We start from the raw sequence: 16,547 nt of genomic DNA, 5'->3' as shown, positions 1-16,547 counted from the left end.
GCCGCGCCAGGGCCGAGTCTCGAGAGTGTCAGAAATCATAGGTACCGGTGAGCATGACGGTCCGCTCCGGTCCCATCGGGATCAGGGTAGAGGTCGTGCTGCTGTAGTAGAGCTTGCGATTGAATACGTTCTTGACCGAAAGATTCAGGCCGTAACCCTTCTTCCGATAGAACACGCCGAGGTCCGTCTCCACCTGGCTGGGGATGCGGTACGCCGAGCCCGTGCCGACGTATTGCCCGCTCGCGAAAAACAGCCCCGCGCCGACACCGAAACCCTGGAGCTTCTCGGAACGGAAGTTGTAGGTGGCCCACAGGCTGGCGCTGTTCTTGGGCAGGTTCACCGCGAGCTTGGTGCCCGAGGGCTGCACGAAGTCGTTGTAGGTGTAGCTACCGATCAGGTTGACGCCGGGCAGCGGCTGGCCGCTGATCTCCGCTTCGAATCCGCGGCTGACGGCGCCGCCGGCGGGAAGATAGAAACCGCGATGAACCGGGTCGGCGACGTTGTAGTTGCTGAACGAGGTACGGTAGGCCGAGGTCGTGATGGCCAGCTTGTCGTCGAGCAGATTGAATTTCATGCCCACTTCGACCTGCTGGCTGATCTGCGGGGGAAGCAAGCCGCCGCCGAATTGCATCGCCGTGCCTGGCTGGAAGCCGCGGTTGTAGCTGGCGTAGGCCGCGACCTCGGAGGTCAGTTCGTAGAGCAGGCCGAGGCTCGGGCTATAAGCGTTCTGATGGTTTCCCGCCGGTGGGTTACCGGCGTAGTTCGCATGTGTCAGATACGTATCCCGGCGCACGGACGCGAGCGCATGGAAATTCCGGTAGGAAAACTGATCTTGAAGATACAAACCGGTTTGGGTGTAGAAGCTCGCCACATCCGGCGCCAGGCTTGCAACGTCGGACGTCGGGAACACAAAGGATCCGAATACATTCGGAACCGAAATGAATTTCGTGGTCGTGGCGTCAGACTGATACTGGCTGTAACGGAGCACATCCCAACCCGCTATCACCGTATTTTTCACTTCGCCGATATTGAATTTGCCACGCAGGTAGTTCTGAAAACTCCAACTGTAGAAATCCGAAAGCGAATCGAAACTCATGAACGTCGCGCCATTGGTCGCCGAAAGCGTCGAGACCGGCGTCCAGGCCATCTGCGTCTGCTGGCTTCGTGTGTAGGACGCCTTGCTCACGAAGGTCAGAGATTCGCCGAGCTTCTGCTCGAGATGATAGAAAATATTGTCGGTTTGCGCGCCGAAATGGTCGGAGGACGAGCCCAGCGGCCTGTCGATATAGTTCCGATAGATATCGCCCTTGGCATAGCCGACGGTGAATGGGGGAACCGGCTCGCGGTCGACCGTGCGCTCATAGCCCACCGTCAGATCCGTGGTCGAATCCTTCCATTGCAGGGTCGGGGCGAAGTAGAAATTTCTCTCGCCGTCATAGCCCATCGAATTCTGGCCGACCCGCTCGCCCGAAATGATGAAGCGATACCGGAGCTTCTTGTCGTCGGTGATGGCGCCCGTGCTGTCCAGCGCGATCTGCTCGCTGCCGTAGGAGCCGTAGCCCACCTGGATTTCGTGGAATGGATCGGCCTGAGGCGTCTTCTTGACGATATTGATGACGCCCCCCGGCGGGCTGTTGCCGTTGACGATCGCCGACGGGCCCTTGACCACTTCGACGCTCGAGATGGCGATCGTCGGCGTGACGTTGGGTGCCGAGCCCACCGTCGCGAGCCCGTCCGAGGTCAGATTGGATGCCGTGAACCCGCGAATCGTATAACTCGGCACGCCCTCCGGCCCCGGCCGCGTGACGACACCGGAAGCATTCCTCAGCACATCGGAGAGCGACTGGTCGGCCTGACTCTGGATCACCGCCGCGTTGATCACGCTCACCGACTTCGGCGTCTGGCTCAGCGGCACGTCCGAGCGTGCATAGGTGGACGACGATTCCGCGACGAAGCCGGTACCGCCGGAATCCCGGCTGGCCGCCACGCTGATGAGCGGCAGGGTGGTATCGACCTGCGCCGTGGACGTGCCGGCAACGGTCGTAGCCGCGGCCGTCGCCGCCTTCACGTCCGCCTTGACGTGCGCCAGCGTGTAGCCGCCGTTGGCCGTCGGGACCAGGTCGAGGCCGGTGCCCTGCAAGGCCTTGCGGATCGCCGCTTCGCCTGAATAGGTACCGTCCACCGGAGCCGACTTGAGCGACTGCACCAGGGCAGCGTCATAGCTCAGCGGGAGATGCGCGACCTTGGCGATCTCCACCAAGGTGCGATCCAGCGGACCGCTCGGTAGATGATAGGTGTGCTGCGCCGCTTGTTGCGCATCGGCCGCGGACACCATGAAAGTCTGGGCAACCGCCATCGCGATCGCCAGTGCCGCAACATTGCGAGCCATACCCTTGCCGTTCAACTTGATCCCCACGATGACACCCATCCCCTAGTCGGTTGTATTTCGGCAAAACGCCTGTCTTGTCCCACATGAACGAAGGTCGGGAAGCGGCGGACCGCAACGGCATGCCCTTGCGCCCCTTCACTCCCGGCTTCGCTCGAGGCCGCTGGCTACAGCAGGCTTGCCTGCCCCTCACCCACACGAAAAAGTCTAGCGATCCTGCTCGGAATGCTTTTTTGAAAGAATTCGTCTTTCGCGCCATTTGCGGTTTTTTATTCCCGCCGAACGCCCCGCCCTTGAAAATTCCATCCGCGTGCGAATTCCGCAGACCAGGAAATCAACAAACGTAATCGAGCGGCAGCCTCGTCGTATGCTTGATGGTCTCCATCGAGAAACTCGAGCTCACGTCGAAGATCTCCAACTCGCTGATCAGGCGCTTGTAGACGCCGTCGTACGCGGCGATGTGCGGAACGACCACCTTCAGCAGATAGTCGATATGGCCGCTCATGCGGTACACCTCGATGACCTCGGGGATGCCGGCGACCACCTCGCAGAAACGCCTGAGCCAGGCTGCCGTGTGCTGCGCGGTGCGGATCTCGACAAGTACGGTCACGCCGACATTGAGCTTCTCGGCGTCCAGGAGGGCGACGCGGCGGGCGATGATGCCGTCCTGCTCGAGCTTCTGTATGCGGCGCCAGCAGGGCGTGGTCGACAGATGCACGCGATCGGCGATTTCCGCCACCGAAAGCGTGCTGTCCTCTTGCAGGACTGTCAGGATGGCCTTGTCGATGTGGTCGATCACAGTTCCCCCCTTCCGGGACAAGGGTGGCGTCCGGCATTCGGACGCCTTCATTCACCTTGTGCAACGAAACGGGAAAAGTGACACCGGGGAGGGAAAAAATTTTTCGGCCGGGCCGGGCCGGCGGAACGCGACCTCAGGCCGTCGAGGCGACGGCCAGGACCTTTCCGTACACGGCAAGGGAGAGTCCCAGGCCGTTGGCGAGCTGGCGCAGCGCCGCCTCGGCGTCGTCGAGCGGAAACACGCCGCTGACCCGGCGGGCGAGCGCGACCTGGGGAAACCGGATATAGCCGCCGTAATAGCGGCCCAGCGTCTCGAGAATGTCCGGCACGGGGCGATCCAGCACCACCAGGGTGCCGCGCCGCCATGCAAAGATATCGGCGGCCGTCTCGGGCATGCGGACGATGCGCCGCGCCGACAGCGACCAGACCGAGCCATCGTCGGCGCGCAGGCTGCCGCCGCCAGGCGAGGCGAGGGTCGCGCCGCCGCCCTGCACCGCGACCACGGTGTGGTAACGCAAGGCATCGACGCTCAGGCGAGCGAGACTCGTGGCCGCCGTCCCGTCCTTCGTGCGCACGATCCGCCGCGAGGGGCTCGTCGTGGAAGGCGTCGTCAGGATCTGGCCCGATGCGAGGTAGACGTCGCCGCGTGTGCCATCCTCTGCGGAATAAACGCGTGCCGACGCCCCGAGTATCATCGGCGTGCCGTCATCCAGCGCAACGGAGCGCGGCGCCAGATCGCCATTGTGGTAATCGGCGTCCAGCGAAAAGGTCCTGACCAGTTCTCGCGTCCCGATCGCGGCCAGGGCCAGCGCCCCCACGCCCGCCCCCGCCTTCAACATGCGGCGTCTTGCATGAGAGGGTTCGTTCAGCGCGCTTCGTACCGCCGCGCCGGGCGCCCCCCGCAAGGAGGAAAACCTCGCCAGCCCTTCCTGGAGGCGGGTCCACGCCTGCTCGTTGGCGGGATCGGCGCGGCGCCATGCCTCGAAGCCTTCGCGGTCCCGCTGCGTGGCGTCCTCGGCTCGCAGGCGCACCTCCCAATGGACGGCTTGCTCCACGGCGGATTCGACCGGACCGGCGCCGCGCGGGATCTTCAACTGATCAGAAAGCATCGGGTAAGCGCCTGGGCGATGTATTTGCGGACCATGCTGGTGGAGACGCCGAGTCGAGCGGCAATCTCCGCATAAGTGAGGCCGTCGATCTGGCTGTAGATAAAAGCACTTTTTGCTTTCGGTGACAATCCATCGAGCGCCTGATCGATCAGAAACAGGGCCTGGGAAATCTCGACGATCGATTCGGCGGACGGCGCGACCGGCTCCTCGACGTTGAGGAGCGCCTGCTGATAGGCGCGCTCGAGATCCCGGCGGCGCCACATCTCGAAGGTGAGGCGCTGGGCGATGACGGTCAGGAAGGCACGCGGCTCACGCACGCCCTGCGGGTCGTCGACGCCGGCGAGCGCCTCGAAGGACGAGGCCGCGAGATCCTCGGCATCGGCCGGCGACCCGACACGCCGCTGCAGCTTCGCCTTCAGCCAGGCATAGCTGGCCCGAAACTCGTCGGCAAGCCATGAGGCGCGGGAAGGGGACGACGCCTCGTCGTTCCCTTCCTGCTTCTCGATCGGCTGTGCTGTCGGGCCGGTGCTCATGTGACATGTTCCAAGGCGATGGCGCGATGAGCGTGCGCTGCAGGATGCCAATCATCTGCCCAAATGCAACGTCATGCCCCGCTAGGTCGATGTCGTAGTATGCCATTTCAAAATCGCCCTGTATCGGCGCGATACCAATCCAAAACCCATGGTCGCCCCGGCGATTCGCGACGCCGCGGCGAAACCGGATCAATCATGTAGCACAGCTATGTTTGGCGTCGGTGAGTCACTCGCGCCTCGATCGGATTCGGCACGCGCATTCGCCAGCCCCCGGCAGATTCCCAAGTCGAATACTCTGACGAATGCGGCATGGCCCTCGGGCTCGGAATGATGCCCTGATCCGGATCAGTCCGAGGCGCGCTGCATGGATCGGCGGGCCTGCCGCAGGTTGCGGCATCTCGGAAGGCGGCCTCCGCCACCCGGGGCAGACCGCCCCGGACAACCGGATCGCCCCCCGCCTCACCGGCAGCTGAAGTTCGCTGCGGAATTCAGGTCGCCGGAGCCGTTGTACCGCGCCACTTGCGGATAAGGACACAGAGGCCGCGTGCGCCCCACGCCCCATGACGCCGGTACGTCGGCATTCGGCACCGCATTCGTCGCATCGCGAGCCGCGGCCACGATCGGGGCCGGCGCCTTTCCCTGCTCCACCCAGGCCACCAGCGGCGTGAGCATATCGAACTGATCCGCCGCCGGCCCGCCCGAACAGTGGTTCATTCCCGGCACCGGATAGAAGCGCACGAAGTCCGCAGCACTTCCGCCGTTCGCCTGAGCGACACGCTCGTACCAATCACGCGTATCGTCGAACGAGAACACTGGGTCACCCGTGCCGTGATAAACGAACATCTTCGCGCCTCTCGACTTCAGCGCGGACAGGTTCGTCTCGTCAGGCGGCGTCATGAACGACCACGCGGATTGCGTATACGTGCCGTTCGTCGCGAAGATCGCCGGCGCATCCGCATCCATGTCGAACCCGAGCGCGAAACCGGCCAGGTTCGCGAGCGTCGCGGCGCTCTTAGGCGGCGTCATGAAGGTGAACGCCATCGCGGCCGGATCGAGCGTGATGGAATTCGACTGCTTCCACGCCGCCCAGCCGCTGCCCGCGATGCCGGGATCGTATGGAAAGCCCGCATAAAGCGCCGTCCCCGCGCTGTTGCGCGCGCCCGCGAACACATTCTCGAGTGCCGTCTTCTGCTCGCTCGTCAGGCATGCTCCCGTTCGTGTACCGCCAACACAGGTCGGAATATCCGTCTCGGCACTGAAATGCGCCTGGCAAGCGGCAACGTCCTGCACCATCCCGTCGGCCACCCCATCCAGCGCATCGCATTGATCGAGTATCCTCGCGCCGACAAACTGCCGCTCCGTCGCATTGAACCCGCTGCCGATATCCGGCAAGCCATTCGCTCCCGTCGCCGACGCGATCTTCGCGAACTGCTGCGCGCCATACATCTCGCCGATCGCCGCCTTGGGCAAATGGAAACCCGGATCGCCCGCGATGATCCCGTCGTAGTCGCCCGCATTGCGCACGGCCGTCACCATCGCATGACGCCCGCCGTTCGAGCAGCCGTCGAAGTAGCTGCGATCGGGCGCCTTCCCATAAGCCAGCCGTATCACCTGCTTGGCCATCGGCGTGAGCGCATCCACGGCGGCGTAGCCGTAATCTAGCCGCGCCTGCGGATCGAGCCCGAACAACGGGTTCTGAGCGGCGCCATGCCCCGAATCGGAGCTGATCACCGCGAAGCCCATGTTCAACGCATCGTTCAACGGCCCGCCGCCGCTGATCTCGCCGGTCGCGGTCACCACGTTGCCGTCCAGCCCGCCGTTCGCCTGGTAGAAGAAGCGTCCGTTCCACGCCTTCGGCAAGCGCATCTCGAAGCCGATCGCGTAGGTCTTGCCATCGACCGCGCTAACGCGCTCGTTCATCTTCCCTTCGATCACGCAATGCTCGGCGATCGGCTTGCCGGCCACCGTCAACGCGCCGGCCGAAGCGGTGGTCACGGACGTGAACGCGGTATTCGCATAGGCGAGCTTCGCCGCGAGCGCATCGCAGCTCTGCGTCATCGCCGCCGGCGTCGCGGCGCTCAGATGCGAGGGCGCGGCGTTGGTCGTGCCATCGCCGCCACAACCGGCAAGCCCGACTGCGAACAGCGGCGACAAACAAAGGAATGCATATTTTCCGTTCAAGATATCCCCCTCGTTTCAATCTGCCGGATCAGAACATGTGCTTGACGCCGACCATCGCGCCGAGTTGCCCCATTCCCGCGCCGGGCGTCGTGCCGGCGCCGCCGCCGCTCACCGCGTAGCTCGCGTGCGCGCTGTTCCACAGATACGAGGACTGGGCATAGACGGAGGTCTGCTTCGACAGCAGGTAGGTCGCGCGCAGCGTCGCCATCGTCGCGCGCGTGTCGTGCGCGGCATTGACGATCCGATATCCCTCGCCATCGACGATGAAATCGGGCTTCACCGCATACGAAGCACCGAGGAAGAAAAGGTCCGAATGCGCGCCGGCCGCGCTCGGCGAACCGGTCGACACGCGCCGCCCGATCCATCCCGCGCCGATACGCGCACCCGCCGCCTGCGCATAGGCGCTCACATGTACGCGCGCGTCCTTGCCGGCGCTGCTGGTGAGCGCGGCCGGCGCCACGCCGTCGAAGAAGTTCGCCGCCGCGCCGGTGCCGCCGCGCTGCTCCTCGTACGAAGCCGCCGCGCCGAAATACGCGCTGTCGTACTTCAGCATCACCGACATGTTTCGGCATTCGACGGTATTGCCGGGCACCTGCCCGGCGCAGGTTCCCTGCCCAGGCGAATTGCCGGTGCCCGCGCCGTCGCGGCCGAACGAATAGGCGGCGCCGAGCGTCACGCCGCGATAGGTGCCGATATAGCTCACGGCATTGTCGGCACGTCCGTTCGGCACATAGGCATCGAGCGAGCCGAGCCCGTAGATGTCGGGGCCGATGATGTCCGCGCCCTGCAGCGCGAGATAGGTCATCGTGTACTGGCGGCCGAACGCGAGCGTGCCGAAGCCGCCCTTCAGCCCGACGAAGGCCTGCCGCCCGAACAGCCGGCCGCCCTGGCCGAGATCGCCGCCGCGCACGTTGAAGCCGCTTTCCAGCGTGAAGATCGCCTGGTATCCGCCGCCGAGATCCTCGCTGCCGCGCAGCCCCCAGCGCGACGGCAGCTCGCCCGTCACGGCCGGCATCCGCACCACGTGGTCGCCGGCCGCGTTCGCGTGCGACACGAATTCCACGCCCGTGTCGATGATGCCGTACAGCGTCACGCTCGACTGCGCGTGCGCGATCGGCGCGACCAAGGCGCAGCCCGCGCCGGCGGCCAGCAGGCCGTTCCTGATGTGCTTTTTCATCTGCTTCGTCTCCATACCTTGATTAGGCGCGCTCTGACGGCACGCATCGGGAAAACCGGAAAAGCTCAGTCGCGGGCCTGTGGACGACGGATCAGCAGCAGCGCGGCCACGGCCGCCACCAGCGTGACGGGGATGCTCGCGCCGATCACGATCGGCGCGCTGCGGCCGGCGGCCAGCAGCGTCGCGGCCGCCAGCGGCCCGACCACGGAGCCGAGCCGCCCGACCGCCACCGCCGCGCCCACGCCCGTGCCGCGCATCGCGGTGGGGTAGTAGATCGCCGCGAGCGCGTACAGCACCGACTGCCCGCCGATCACGAACATGCCGGCCGCGAACGCGGCCGCCGCCAGCGAGGCGAAGCCCGGCGCCGCCGCCAGCGCGGCCAGCGACAGCACGATCCCCGCGTACATGCCGCCCACCACGCGCGAGGCGCGCATCCGGTCCAGCGCCGCGCCGATGCCGAGCGCGCCCAGCCCGCCGCCGACGTTGAACGCCACCTGCACCAGCCCGACGTGCGCGCGGTCGAGCCCGCGCGCGGCCATCAGCGACGGCAGCCAGTTCAACAGGAAGTAGAGGACGATCAGGGTGCAGAAGTAGCTGATCCACAAGGCCAACGTGGCGCTCGCGCGGCCGCCGCCGAACAGCGTGTGGGCGACGCTCGCTCGCGCGGCGCGGGTGCCGGCCACGTCGAGATAGGCGCGCGATTCCGGCAGCAGCACCGCCAGCACCGGCACCAGCAGCAAGGGCCCGGCGCCGCCGACGTAGAAGATGTGCCGCCATTCCGTATCGCCGGCGAGCAGCACGCCGATCAGGGAGGCGATCACGCCGCCGAACGGAATCCCGCAGTACATCGCGGCCACCGCGCTGCTGCGCGATCGCGGCGGCACCGCTTCGGACGACAGCGCGATCAGGTTCGGCATCGCGCCGCCCAGGCCGATGCCGGTCAGCACGCGCACCACGACGAGCATCGCGAAGCTCGAGCTCTGCGCGGTGGCGATCGACAGCAGCCCGAACAAGGCAACCGAGGCGATCAGCACGCGCTTGCGCCCGATGCGATCGGCCAGCCGCCCGCCGAGCATGGCGCCGGGCAGCAGCCCGAAGGTGCCGGCGCTGAACGCGATGCCCATCTGCGACACGCTCAGGCCGAACTCCCGCGCCATGCGCGGCGCGGCAACGCCGACCGACTGCAGGTCGAGCCCTTCGAGCAGCGCGATCGCGAAGCAGAGCGCGAGCGTGGTCGCGACCGCCGGCTTTTCGGCAACGTAGGTATTCATCGATGTCTCCAATCCATGTTGTCTTGTCGTCGGCGCGTCTTGCCGGGCGCCGCGGCTTTTATCAGGCAGCCTGATCCACCGGCCGTAAAAAAGCCTGCCGGTCGCGTGGCCGGCAGGTCCTTGTTTGTCCGTCCAGGACCGCGCTCAGGCGCGAATCACGTCGGGATCGTCGCGCGCCGGGTCGTACAGCGTCTCGATCGCCGCCGCGCGATGCTGCTGCACGGCCGCCTGGTTCAGCGACCCCTTGTCGGTCACCTCGCCGAGATCGAGCGACGGCGGGCTATCCATCAAGCGGATGCGCGCCACGAAGGTCGATCCGCCGCTCGCCTGCCGATTCAGCGCCGCGAGCCAGGCCTCGAAGGCCGCGCGCACGGCCGGCGCGCGCAGCACCTCGGCGGCCGGCGCGTCGGCGGCGAGCGCGGCCAGCGCCCGGCAGGCATCGAGGCGCGGAAACACCAGCAGGCCGATATCGTCGCGATTGATTCCGGTCACGACCACATCCTGCACATAGGGCGCGCCGCTCGACACGGCCCTCGCGCGCAACGGCCCGACGCTGACGAAGGTGCCGCTGCTCAGCTTGAAATCCTCGGTCAGCCGCCCGTCGAACTGCAGCCCGAGTTCGGGCCGATCGGGATCGGCGAACACCGCCGCGTCGCCGCTGCGGTAGTAACCTTCCTCGTCGAACACCTCGCGCGGATCGACCTCGGCATGCCAGTAACCGCGCATCACGTTCGGCCCCTTGAAGCGCAGCTCGAGCTTGCCGCCGCTCGGCGCGAGCTTCACGTCGCAGCCGGGCGCGGGCAGCCCGATATAACCGGAGCGCATCAGCGGCCCGGTCGTGAACAGGCAGGACGGCGAGGTTTCCGTCATGCCCAGGCCCGCCATGATGCGAATCCGCTCGCCGCAATGCGCGGCGGTCACGCGATCGAGCCGGTCCCAGGCGGCTTGCGAGAGCCCCGCGCCGCCGAAGAAATACAGCTTCACGCGTGAGAAGAACGAATCGCGCAGCGCCGCGTCGCCTTCGAGCGCGGCGGCCAGCTCTTCCCAGCCCTTCGGCACGTTGAAGTAGATCGTCGGCGCGATCTCGCGCAGGTTGCGCACGGTTTCGTCGAAACGGCCCGGCACCGGGCGGCCGTCGTCGATATACAGCGTGCCGCCGTTGTACAGCGCGATGCCGAGGTTGTGGCTGCCGCCGAAGGTGTGATTCCACGGCAGCCAGTCGACCAGCACCGGCGGCTCGCGCCCGAGCTCGGGCATGGTCTGGCGCAGCATCTGCTGGTTGCTGCACAGCATGCGATGCGTGGTCGGCACCGCCTTCGGCTGCCGGGTGGAACCCGAGGTGAACAGGATCTTCGCGAGATGGTCGGGGCCGATCGCGGCATGGATCGCGTCGATGGTGCGCGGCGCCGTGGCCAGCAGGCGCGAGAGCGGCAGCGCATCGCCGGCGGCATCGGCATCGCGCGCCACGATCAGCGTGGCATCGGCCGGCTTGGCCGCGTCGAGCGCGCGGGCGAACCCGGCGCGCTCGGCGACGAACACCGCGCCCGGCCGCAACACGCCCAGCGTGTGGCGCAGCTTGCCGTAGTCGGTCGAGACCAGCGAATAGGCCGGCGAGATCGGCGCATACGGCACGCCGGCCAGCATCGCCGCGAACATCAGTTGCAGATGTTCGAGATCGTTGCCGGACAGCACGGCGAGCGGGCGCGTCGCCGACAGGCCGAGGTCGGCCAGCCCCTGCCCGATCGCGCGCGAGCGCTCCAGCATCTGGGCGTAGCTGATGCCGATCCAGCGGCCATCCTCGCCGCGGCGCGCCGCCAGCAGTCGATCGGGATGCGCCTGCGCACCGCTCACCAGGCGGTCGCTCAGGCGCGCGGGGTAGTCGCCGAGCGGCTCGCGCGCGCTCAGGTACCAGGTGCCGTCTGGCGCGCGGCGCATCGCGGCGGCGCCTTCGGCGACCGCCGCCGCGCGATAGCGCACGCCGTCGTCGGCACGTGCCGGCGCGGGCGCGGGCTGCGATGGGTTCATCGTCGCGTCGCTCATGTCGGACCGTGGCACGGCGTGGTCTGCATGGCGGCCCGCCCCGGCCCGCTGGATCCGGCGTTCGACGCGCCGGCGCGCGCCTTCGTCTCGCCGATCAGCATTTGTCTGTCGGTCATGTCGTCTCCTGCCTTGTCTGTCCCGTTTGCCGGCGTCAGCGCTTGTAGGCCTGCAGGCCCGGCTTGATCGCCTTGTCGTCGAGGAACTGCTTGAGGCCCTGCTCGCGGCCATGTTCCGGGTCGCGCAGTTGCGCCTGGTCGAGCTTCGCGTACAGGTAGTCCTCGTTCTGCTCCCAGGTGAGCTCGCGCGAGCGCTTGAAGCCGTGCTTGGCCGCGCGCAGCACGACCGGGTTCTTGTCGATCAGCCGCGCGGCCAGCGCGATGGTCGCCTCGCGCAGCCCGGCGAGCGGCACGCTGCTGTTCACCAGGCCCATCTCGGCCGCCTCGATGCCGGTGAAGGTATCGCCGGTCATGATGTAGTGCAGCGCGCGACGATGCCCGACCGTATCCGCCATCGCCTTGCTGACCAGGTTGCCGGGCGGGATGCCCCAGTTGATCTCCGACAGGCCGAACACGGCCTCCTGCGCGGCGATCGCCAGATCGCAGGCGACCAGCGGCGAGAAGCCCCCGCCGAAGCACCAGCCGTTGACCATCGCGATGGTCGGCTTGCCGTACATGCGCAGGCGCCGCCATTGCCACTCCGACGCGTCGCGCCGCACCTTTTCCTGCAGCGCGTCGGGCCCGCCGTCGATCTCGCGGAAGTACTCCTTCAGGTCCATCCCGGCCGTCCAGGCGGCACCGGCGCCGGTGAGGACCAGCACCTTCGCCTCGTCGTCGAATTCGATCGCGTCCAGGACCTGCAGCATCTCCTGGTTGAGCGTCGGGCTCATCGCGTTGCGCTTGTCGGGGCGGTTCAGGGTGACCCAGGCGATGCCGGCCTCCACCTTCACGTCCACGGTCTGCCAGCGCTTGTCGTACTTGCTCATAGAAGTTCCTGTCGTTCGTTTTCGTGCCATGACGCACGCAGCATCCTGCTGCGGACGGCTCAATTTAATATCAGGCTACCTGATATTGCAAGCCGCACGCGCGCCGGTGTAAACCCGGAGCGAAACGACAGGAAGCAGGGATCGATCAGGCGCCGCGGCAGCAGCAGCGGCGAATGGGGAACAGGCGGGTCACGCCGCGCGATGCGGCGGCAGGCTCAGCCGCGCAGGTTGCGCGCGAACAGTTCGAGCGCGCGCTGGACGTGCACGGCATCGTCGGCGGAGACGTCGCCGAGCATGCGCGTCTCGAGCGGGCGCAGCACGGCTTCGCATTCGCGCAGCATCGCCGCGCCTTCGCCGGTCAGCTTCAGCAGGATCACGCGGCCGTGCGAGGGATCGGCCTCGCGTGTGACGAAGCCACGGCCGGCCATCACGCTCATCACCTCGTTGGCCGATTGCGGCGTGATGAAGGAGCGGTCGGCGAGCTGCGCATTCGACAGGGCGCCGCGCGCCTCGAGCACCGACAGCGCCGTGTATTGCGCGAGCGTGATGCCGAGCGGCGCGAGCGCGTCGGTCATGTGACGACGCAGCAGCCGATCGAGCCCGCCGATCGCATAGGTCAAGCGCTGCGATACGCGCGCCTTCGGCTTGTCGCCCGGCGTGGAGGCGGCGGATTTCGGATTCGCGGGCTGGGCGGGGGCGGACTTCATGGCGCGGGAGGGAGGAAATGGCGGTGATTCTAGCAGCCCGTCGCGTGCCGGGCGGCAAGCCAGTCCCCGGCCCGGTTCGGCGACCGGCCCTCGCCACGCCGGCACGCCGCCAGCCGCCAGCCGCCAGCCGCCGCGCCCGGCGCAGCCGGCCCTGCCCGCGCGCGCCGCCTACTGCGCGGCGCCCTGCAACCCCTCCATGACAGCCCGGTTCACCGTGCCGCGCAGCAGCATGGCCGTCAGCGCGGCCACCACGGCGAAGATCGCGCCGAGCATGAAGGCAGCGTGGTAACCGCCCGCCATCGCCACCTCCATGGCCGCCTGCGCGTCCAGCAAGGCGCCGGTGCGTGCCGAGGCGACACTGGCGAGCACCGCCAGGCCGAGTGCGCCGCCCATCATGAACGAGGTGTTGACGATGCCCGAGGCGAGCCCCGAATCGGCCGGCTCGACGCCGCTCATCGCGGCAAGCAGCACCGGATTGAAGGCGATGCCGGCACCCGTGCCCAGCAGCATCATGCCGGGCAGCACGTCGCGGACGAAGTCGCCGCCCACCGGGGCGCGCGCGAACAGTAGCAGGCCGACCGCGGCCGCGCTCAGGCCGATCGCGATCGGCACGCGAATCCCGAAGCGCATCACCATCAACGCGGACAGGATCAGCGAGAACACGCCCATGATCAGGTTGGCCGGCAGGAACGCGAGGCCGATCTGCAGCGGGCCGTAGCCCAGCACGCGTTGCAGGTAGAGCGCGGCCAGGAAGAACCAGGCGAACATCGCCGCCGCCCACAGGATGCCGACCAGGTTCGCGACCGCGACATTGCGCTTGCGGCAGAGCGCGAGCGGAATCAGCGGATGCGCGACGCGCGCCTCGATCGCGACGAAGGCCACGAACAGCAGCAACGCGCCGCCGAGCCAGCCCAGCGTGCGGGCCGACAGCCAGCCGGCCGCGTTGCCGTTCACCACCGCGTAGACGGCCATCATCAACGCGACGGTCACGGTGGCCGCACCGGCCAGGTCGAGCGGCACGCGCTCGGCCGGCCGGCGTGCCTTCGGCAGCAGGGCCGAGCACAGCAGGTAGACGGCCGCGCCGAGCGGCAGGTTCACCAGGAACACCCAGTGCCAGCTCAGCGCGCTGGTCAGCAAGCCGCCCAGCAGCACGCCGAGGCTGCCGCCGCCGGCATAGACGAAGCCGTAGACGCCCATCGCCTTGGCCCGCTCCCCCGGCTCGGTGAACAGCGCCATGATCAGCGACAGCGCCACCGCCGACACCACCGCGCCGCCGATGCCCTGCACCGCGCGCGCGGCGATCAGCATGAACTGCGTGTGCGCCACGCCGCAAGCCAGCGACGCGAGCGCGAACAGCGTCACGCCGGCCAGGAACAGGCGCCGGTGCCCGTACAGGTCGCCGAGCCGGCCGCCCAGCAGCAGGCAGCCGCCGAAGGTCAGCATGTAGGCGTTGACGACCCACACCAGCGCATTCTCGGAAAAGTGCAGGTCGGCCGCGATCGACGGCAGCGCGACGTTCACGATCGTCGTGTCGAGCACGATCATCAGCACGCCCAGGCACAGCACGGCCAACGCGTACCAGCGCTGGCGGCCCGAAATCTCAAGAGTCATGACAATCCCCTGTTGCATGAAGGAAGACGCGAGCGCCGTACCGGCCTCACTCGGCGTCCGCCGTGATGGTGTCCTTGACGACCGGATGCGCGAGCAGCCCGCGCACGTCGTAGTCGAAATACTCGGCGCGCACCTCCGCCGGCAGCCGCTCGACCCAGTCCAGCAGCAGCTCGCCGATCTTCTCGGGCGAACTCGGCCAGGTGATGCGCGCGGACGGCGAGAGGAAATCGAAGAACGGCGGCAGCAGCTCGGCATTGCGCTCGAGCAGCGCGAAGATCGCCTGCGTGGCTTGGTCGCCCGTGAGCTCGCCGGCGTCGAAGCGTTCGACGCAGCCGGCCGCCTCCTCGAACAGGCGCATGATCGGTGCGTGCCGCGTGAAGGCGCCCGGCAGCAGCGCGTCCGAGGGCTCAAGCCAGCGCGCGTCGCCGGTCTCGCGGTACTTCATCATGGCGCGCTGCAATTGCAGCTGTCCGTAGTTGCCGCTGAGCAGCCACAGGCGGAACCAGGCATTCCACAGCGGATAGTGGCGCCACGAGACGTAGGAACAGTGAACCAGGCGGTCGTTGAAATCGATCAGCCCCTGCTGCAGCTTCTCGACGCTCGCGAAGCGCGCCTTGCTGAAATCACGGTCCTTGACGGCCTCGATCAGCAGCCCGGCCAGCGCATTGGTGGTCTGCATGGTGTTGAACAGGCCGCGCGAGAACAGCGGATCGATGAAGCCCGTGGCATGCGAGAGCAGGCAGAAGCGATCGCCCGTGCACTCGCTCGCGCTGTACTGGATCCGCCCCGACGACACCCACTCGCGCACCGCGCGCGCATCGGCGAACTGCCGCGCCATGTCCGGATAGCGGGCGATGAAATCGGCAAACTCCTGCTCGGGCCGCACATCGGGCTTCGGGTACTTGCGCGGGTCGAGCATCAGCCCGACGCTGACCAGCGGATTCTTCGATTCGGGCGTGTTGTTGAACGGGATCACCCACATCCAGCCACCGTCGAACAGGTGGTGGAGCGTGCCCTGGTGCCAGGGCACCGGCTGTTGCTGCTCCTTCGGCACCGGGCGGCACTCGTCGAACGGCTTCACGCCGATCATGTGCGTGAACAGCCCGCGCGCATGCGTCTGCGCGCGGCACGGATTCTCGCGCAAGCCGAGCTTGTCGGCCAGCACCGAGCGATAGCCGGCGCCGTCGGCGATGTAGTCGGCCTCGAAGCTCAGACCGCCGCGGGTGCGCACCGTCACGCCGCCGGGCTCGATGGCGATGTCCTCGACCATGGTGTTCTGGTACGCATCGCAGCCGTATTGCACGGCCACATGCAGCATGTAGGCGTCGATGTCCTGGCGGAAGTAGTGCACCTCGTTGACCACCAGCGCCTGGTTGACCTCCTCGGGATTCTGCTCGGCCTGTTCGCGGTGATAGACGAAACCGAAGTTGCGCTTCACGCCGCACGAGGGCATCACCTTCTCGCTGACTTCGGCGATCGACGTGATGTGCATCAGCTCCGGCACGTCGTAGCGCATTGCCATCAGCTCCAGCGTCAGCGTGGTGGTGGCGATGGTCGATTCGCCGACGGCAAAGCGCGGATGCATGCCCGCATCGATCATCGCGACCTTCAGACCGTGGCGCGCGAGAATCGCCCCCAGCGAGGTACCGCCGATGCCGGTGCCGATGATGACGACGTCGTACTTTCTGACCTGATTGGTACTCATGGTAGTTCTCCAGCCTGTTGTCGAATCTTCTTCAATGAACCCGCCCG

The 16,547-nt window shown here is 67.2% G+C and carries 12 protein-coding genes; all 12 read right to left on the bottom strand.

Annotated features, from left to right (window positions below; genetic code table 11):
- Positions 1-28: 28 nt before the first annotated feature.
- The 12 genes from FB600_RS07320 to FB600_RS07265 all read right to left on the bottom strand — a co-directional run bounded on the left by FB600_RS07320 (position 29) and on the right by FB600_RS07265 (position 16,500).
- On the bottom strand, positions 29-2,428 hold the full coding sequence (locus FB600_RS07320) for a TonB-dependent siderophore receptor (RefSeq protein ID WP_145756448.1): 2,400 nt from the start codon (positions 2,426-2,428) through the stop codon (positions 29-31).
- A gap of 292 nt (positions 2,429-2,720) precedes the next feature.
- Positions 2,721-3,185 carry an Lrp/AsnC family transcriptional regulator gene (locus FB600_RS07315; RefSeq protein ID WP_085963668.1) on the bottom strand — a complete coding sequence of 155 codons (465 nt, stop codon included), beginning with the start codon at positions 3,183-3,185 and terminating at the stop codon, positions 2,721-2,723.
- 133 nt (positions 3,186-3,318) lie between these two features.
- The gene (locus FB600_RS07310; RefSeq protein WP_145756447.1) at positions 3,319-4,293 is read right to left on the bottom strand and encodes a DUF4880 domain-containing protein; all 975 of its coding nucleotides are present in this window, start codon (positions 4,291-4,293) and stop codon (positions 3,319-3,321) included.
- Entirely contained in the window at positions 4,275-4,826 is a 552-nt protein-coding gene (locus FB600_RS07305) for a sigma-70 family RNA polymerase sigma factor (RefSeq protein WP_096752961.1), read from the bottom strand. The genes FB600_RS07310 and FB600_RS07305 overlap by 19 nt, the downstream gene beginning before the upstream one ends.
- A 459-nt stretch (positions 4,827-5,285) precedes the next feature.
- Positions 5,286-7,007, bottom strand: coding sequence for a tannase/feruloyl esterase family alpha/beta hydrolase (locus FB600_RS07300; RefSeq protein ID WP_145756446.1), 1,722 nt, complete (start codon positions 7,005-7,007; stop codon positions 5,286-5,288).
- 28 nt (positions 7,008-7,035) lie between these two features.
- Positions 7,036-8,184, bottom strand: coding sequence for a porin (locus tag FB600_RS07295; protein WP_096752960.1), 1,149 nt, complete (start codon positions 8,182-8,184; stop codon positions 7,036-7,038).
- Between the two features lie 65 nt (positions 8,185-8,249).
- Entirely contained in the window at positions 8,250-9,455 is a 1,206-nt protein-coding gene (mhpT, locus tag FB600_RS07290) for a 3-(3-hydroxy-phenyl)propionate transporter MhpT (protein WP_036032817.1), read from the bottom strand.
- 144 nt (positions 9,456-9,599) lie between these two features.
- A complete protein-coding gene (locus tag FB600_RS07285; protein WP_096752327.1) occupies positions 9,600-11,495 on the bottom strand; it encodes a feruloyl-CoA synthase in 1,896 nt (631 codons plus the stop codon).
- A gap of 151 nt (positions 11,496-11,646) precedes the next feature.
- The gene (locus FB600_RS07280; protein ID WP_013689043.1) at positions 11,647-12,477 is read right to left on the bottom strand and encodes a p-hydroxycinnamoyl CoA hydratase/lyase; all 831 of its coding nucleotides are present in this window, start codon (positions 12,475-12,477) and stop codon (positions 11,647-11,649) included.
- A 215-nt stretch (positions 12,478-12,692) separates the two neighbouring features.
- Entirely contained in the window at positions 12,693-13,184 is a 492-nt protein-coding gene (locus tag FB600_RS07275; protein WP_025097476.1) for a MarR family winged helix-turn-helix transcriptional regulator, read from the bottom strand.
- 168 nt (positions 13,185-13,352) lie between these two features.
- Entirely contained in the window at positions 13,353-14,795 is a 1,443-nt protein-coding gene (locus FB600_RS07270; protein ID WP_013689041.1) for a DHA2 family efflux MFS transporter permease subunit, read from the bottom strand.
- Positions 14,796-14,841: 46 nt separating this feature from the next.
- A complete protein-coding gene (locus FB600_RS07265; RefSeq protein ID WP_013689040.1) occupies positions 14,842-16,500 on the bottom strand; it encodes an NAD(P)/FAD-dependent oxidoreductase in 1,659 nt (552 codons plus the stop codon).
- Between the last annotated feature and the right edge of the window lie 47 nt (positions 16,501-16,547).

Origin of the sequence: Burkholderia sp. SJZ089 (assembly GCF_007828315.1) — a bacterium.
Taxonomy (GTDB): Bacteria; Pseudomonadota; Gammaproteobacteria; order Burkholderiales; family Burkholderiaceae; genus Burkholderia; species Burkholderia gladioli.
Note: the sequence above shows the minus strand (reverse complement) of the source record. Positions and strands in the feature narration are given on the sequence as shown.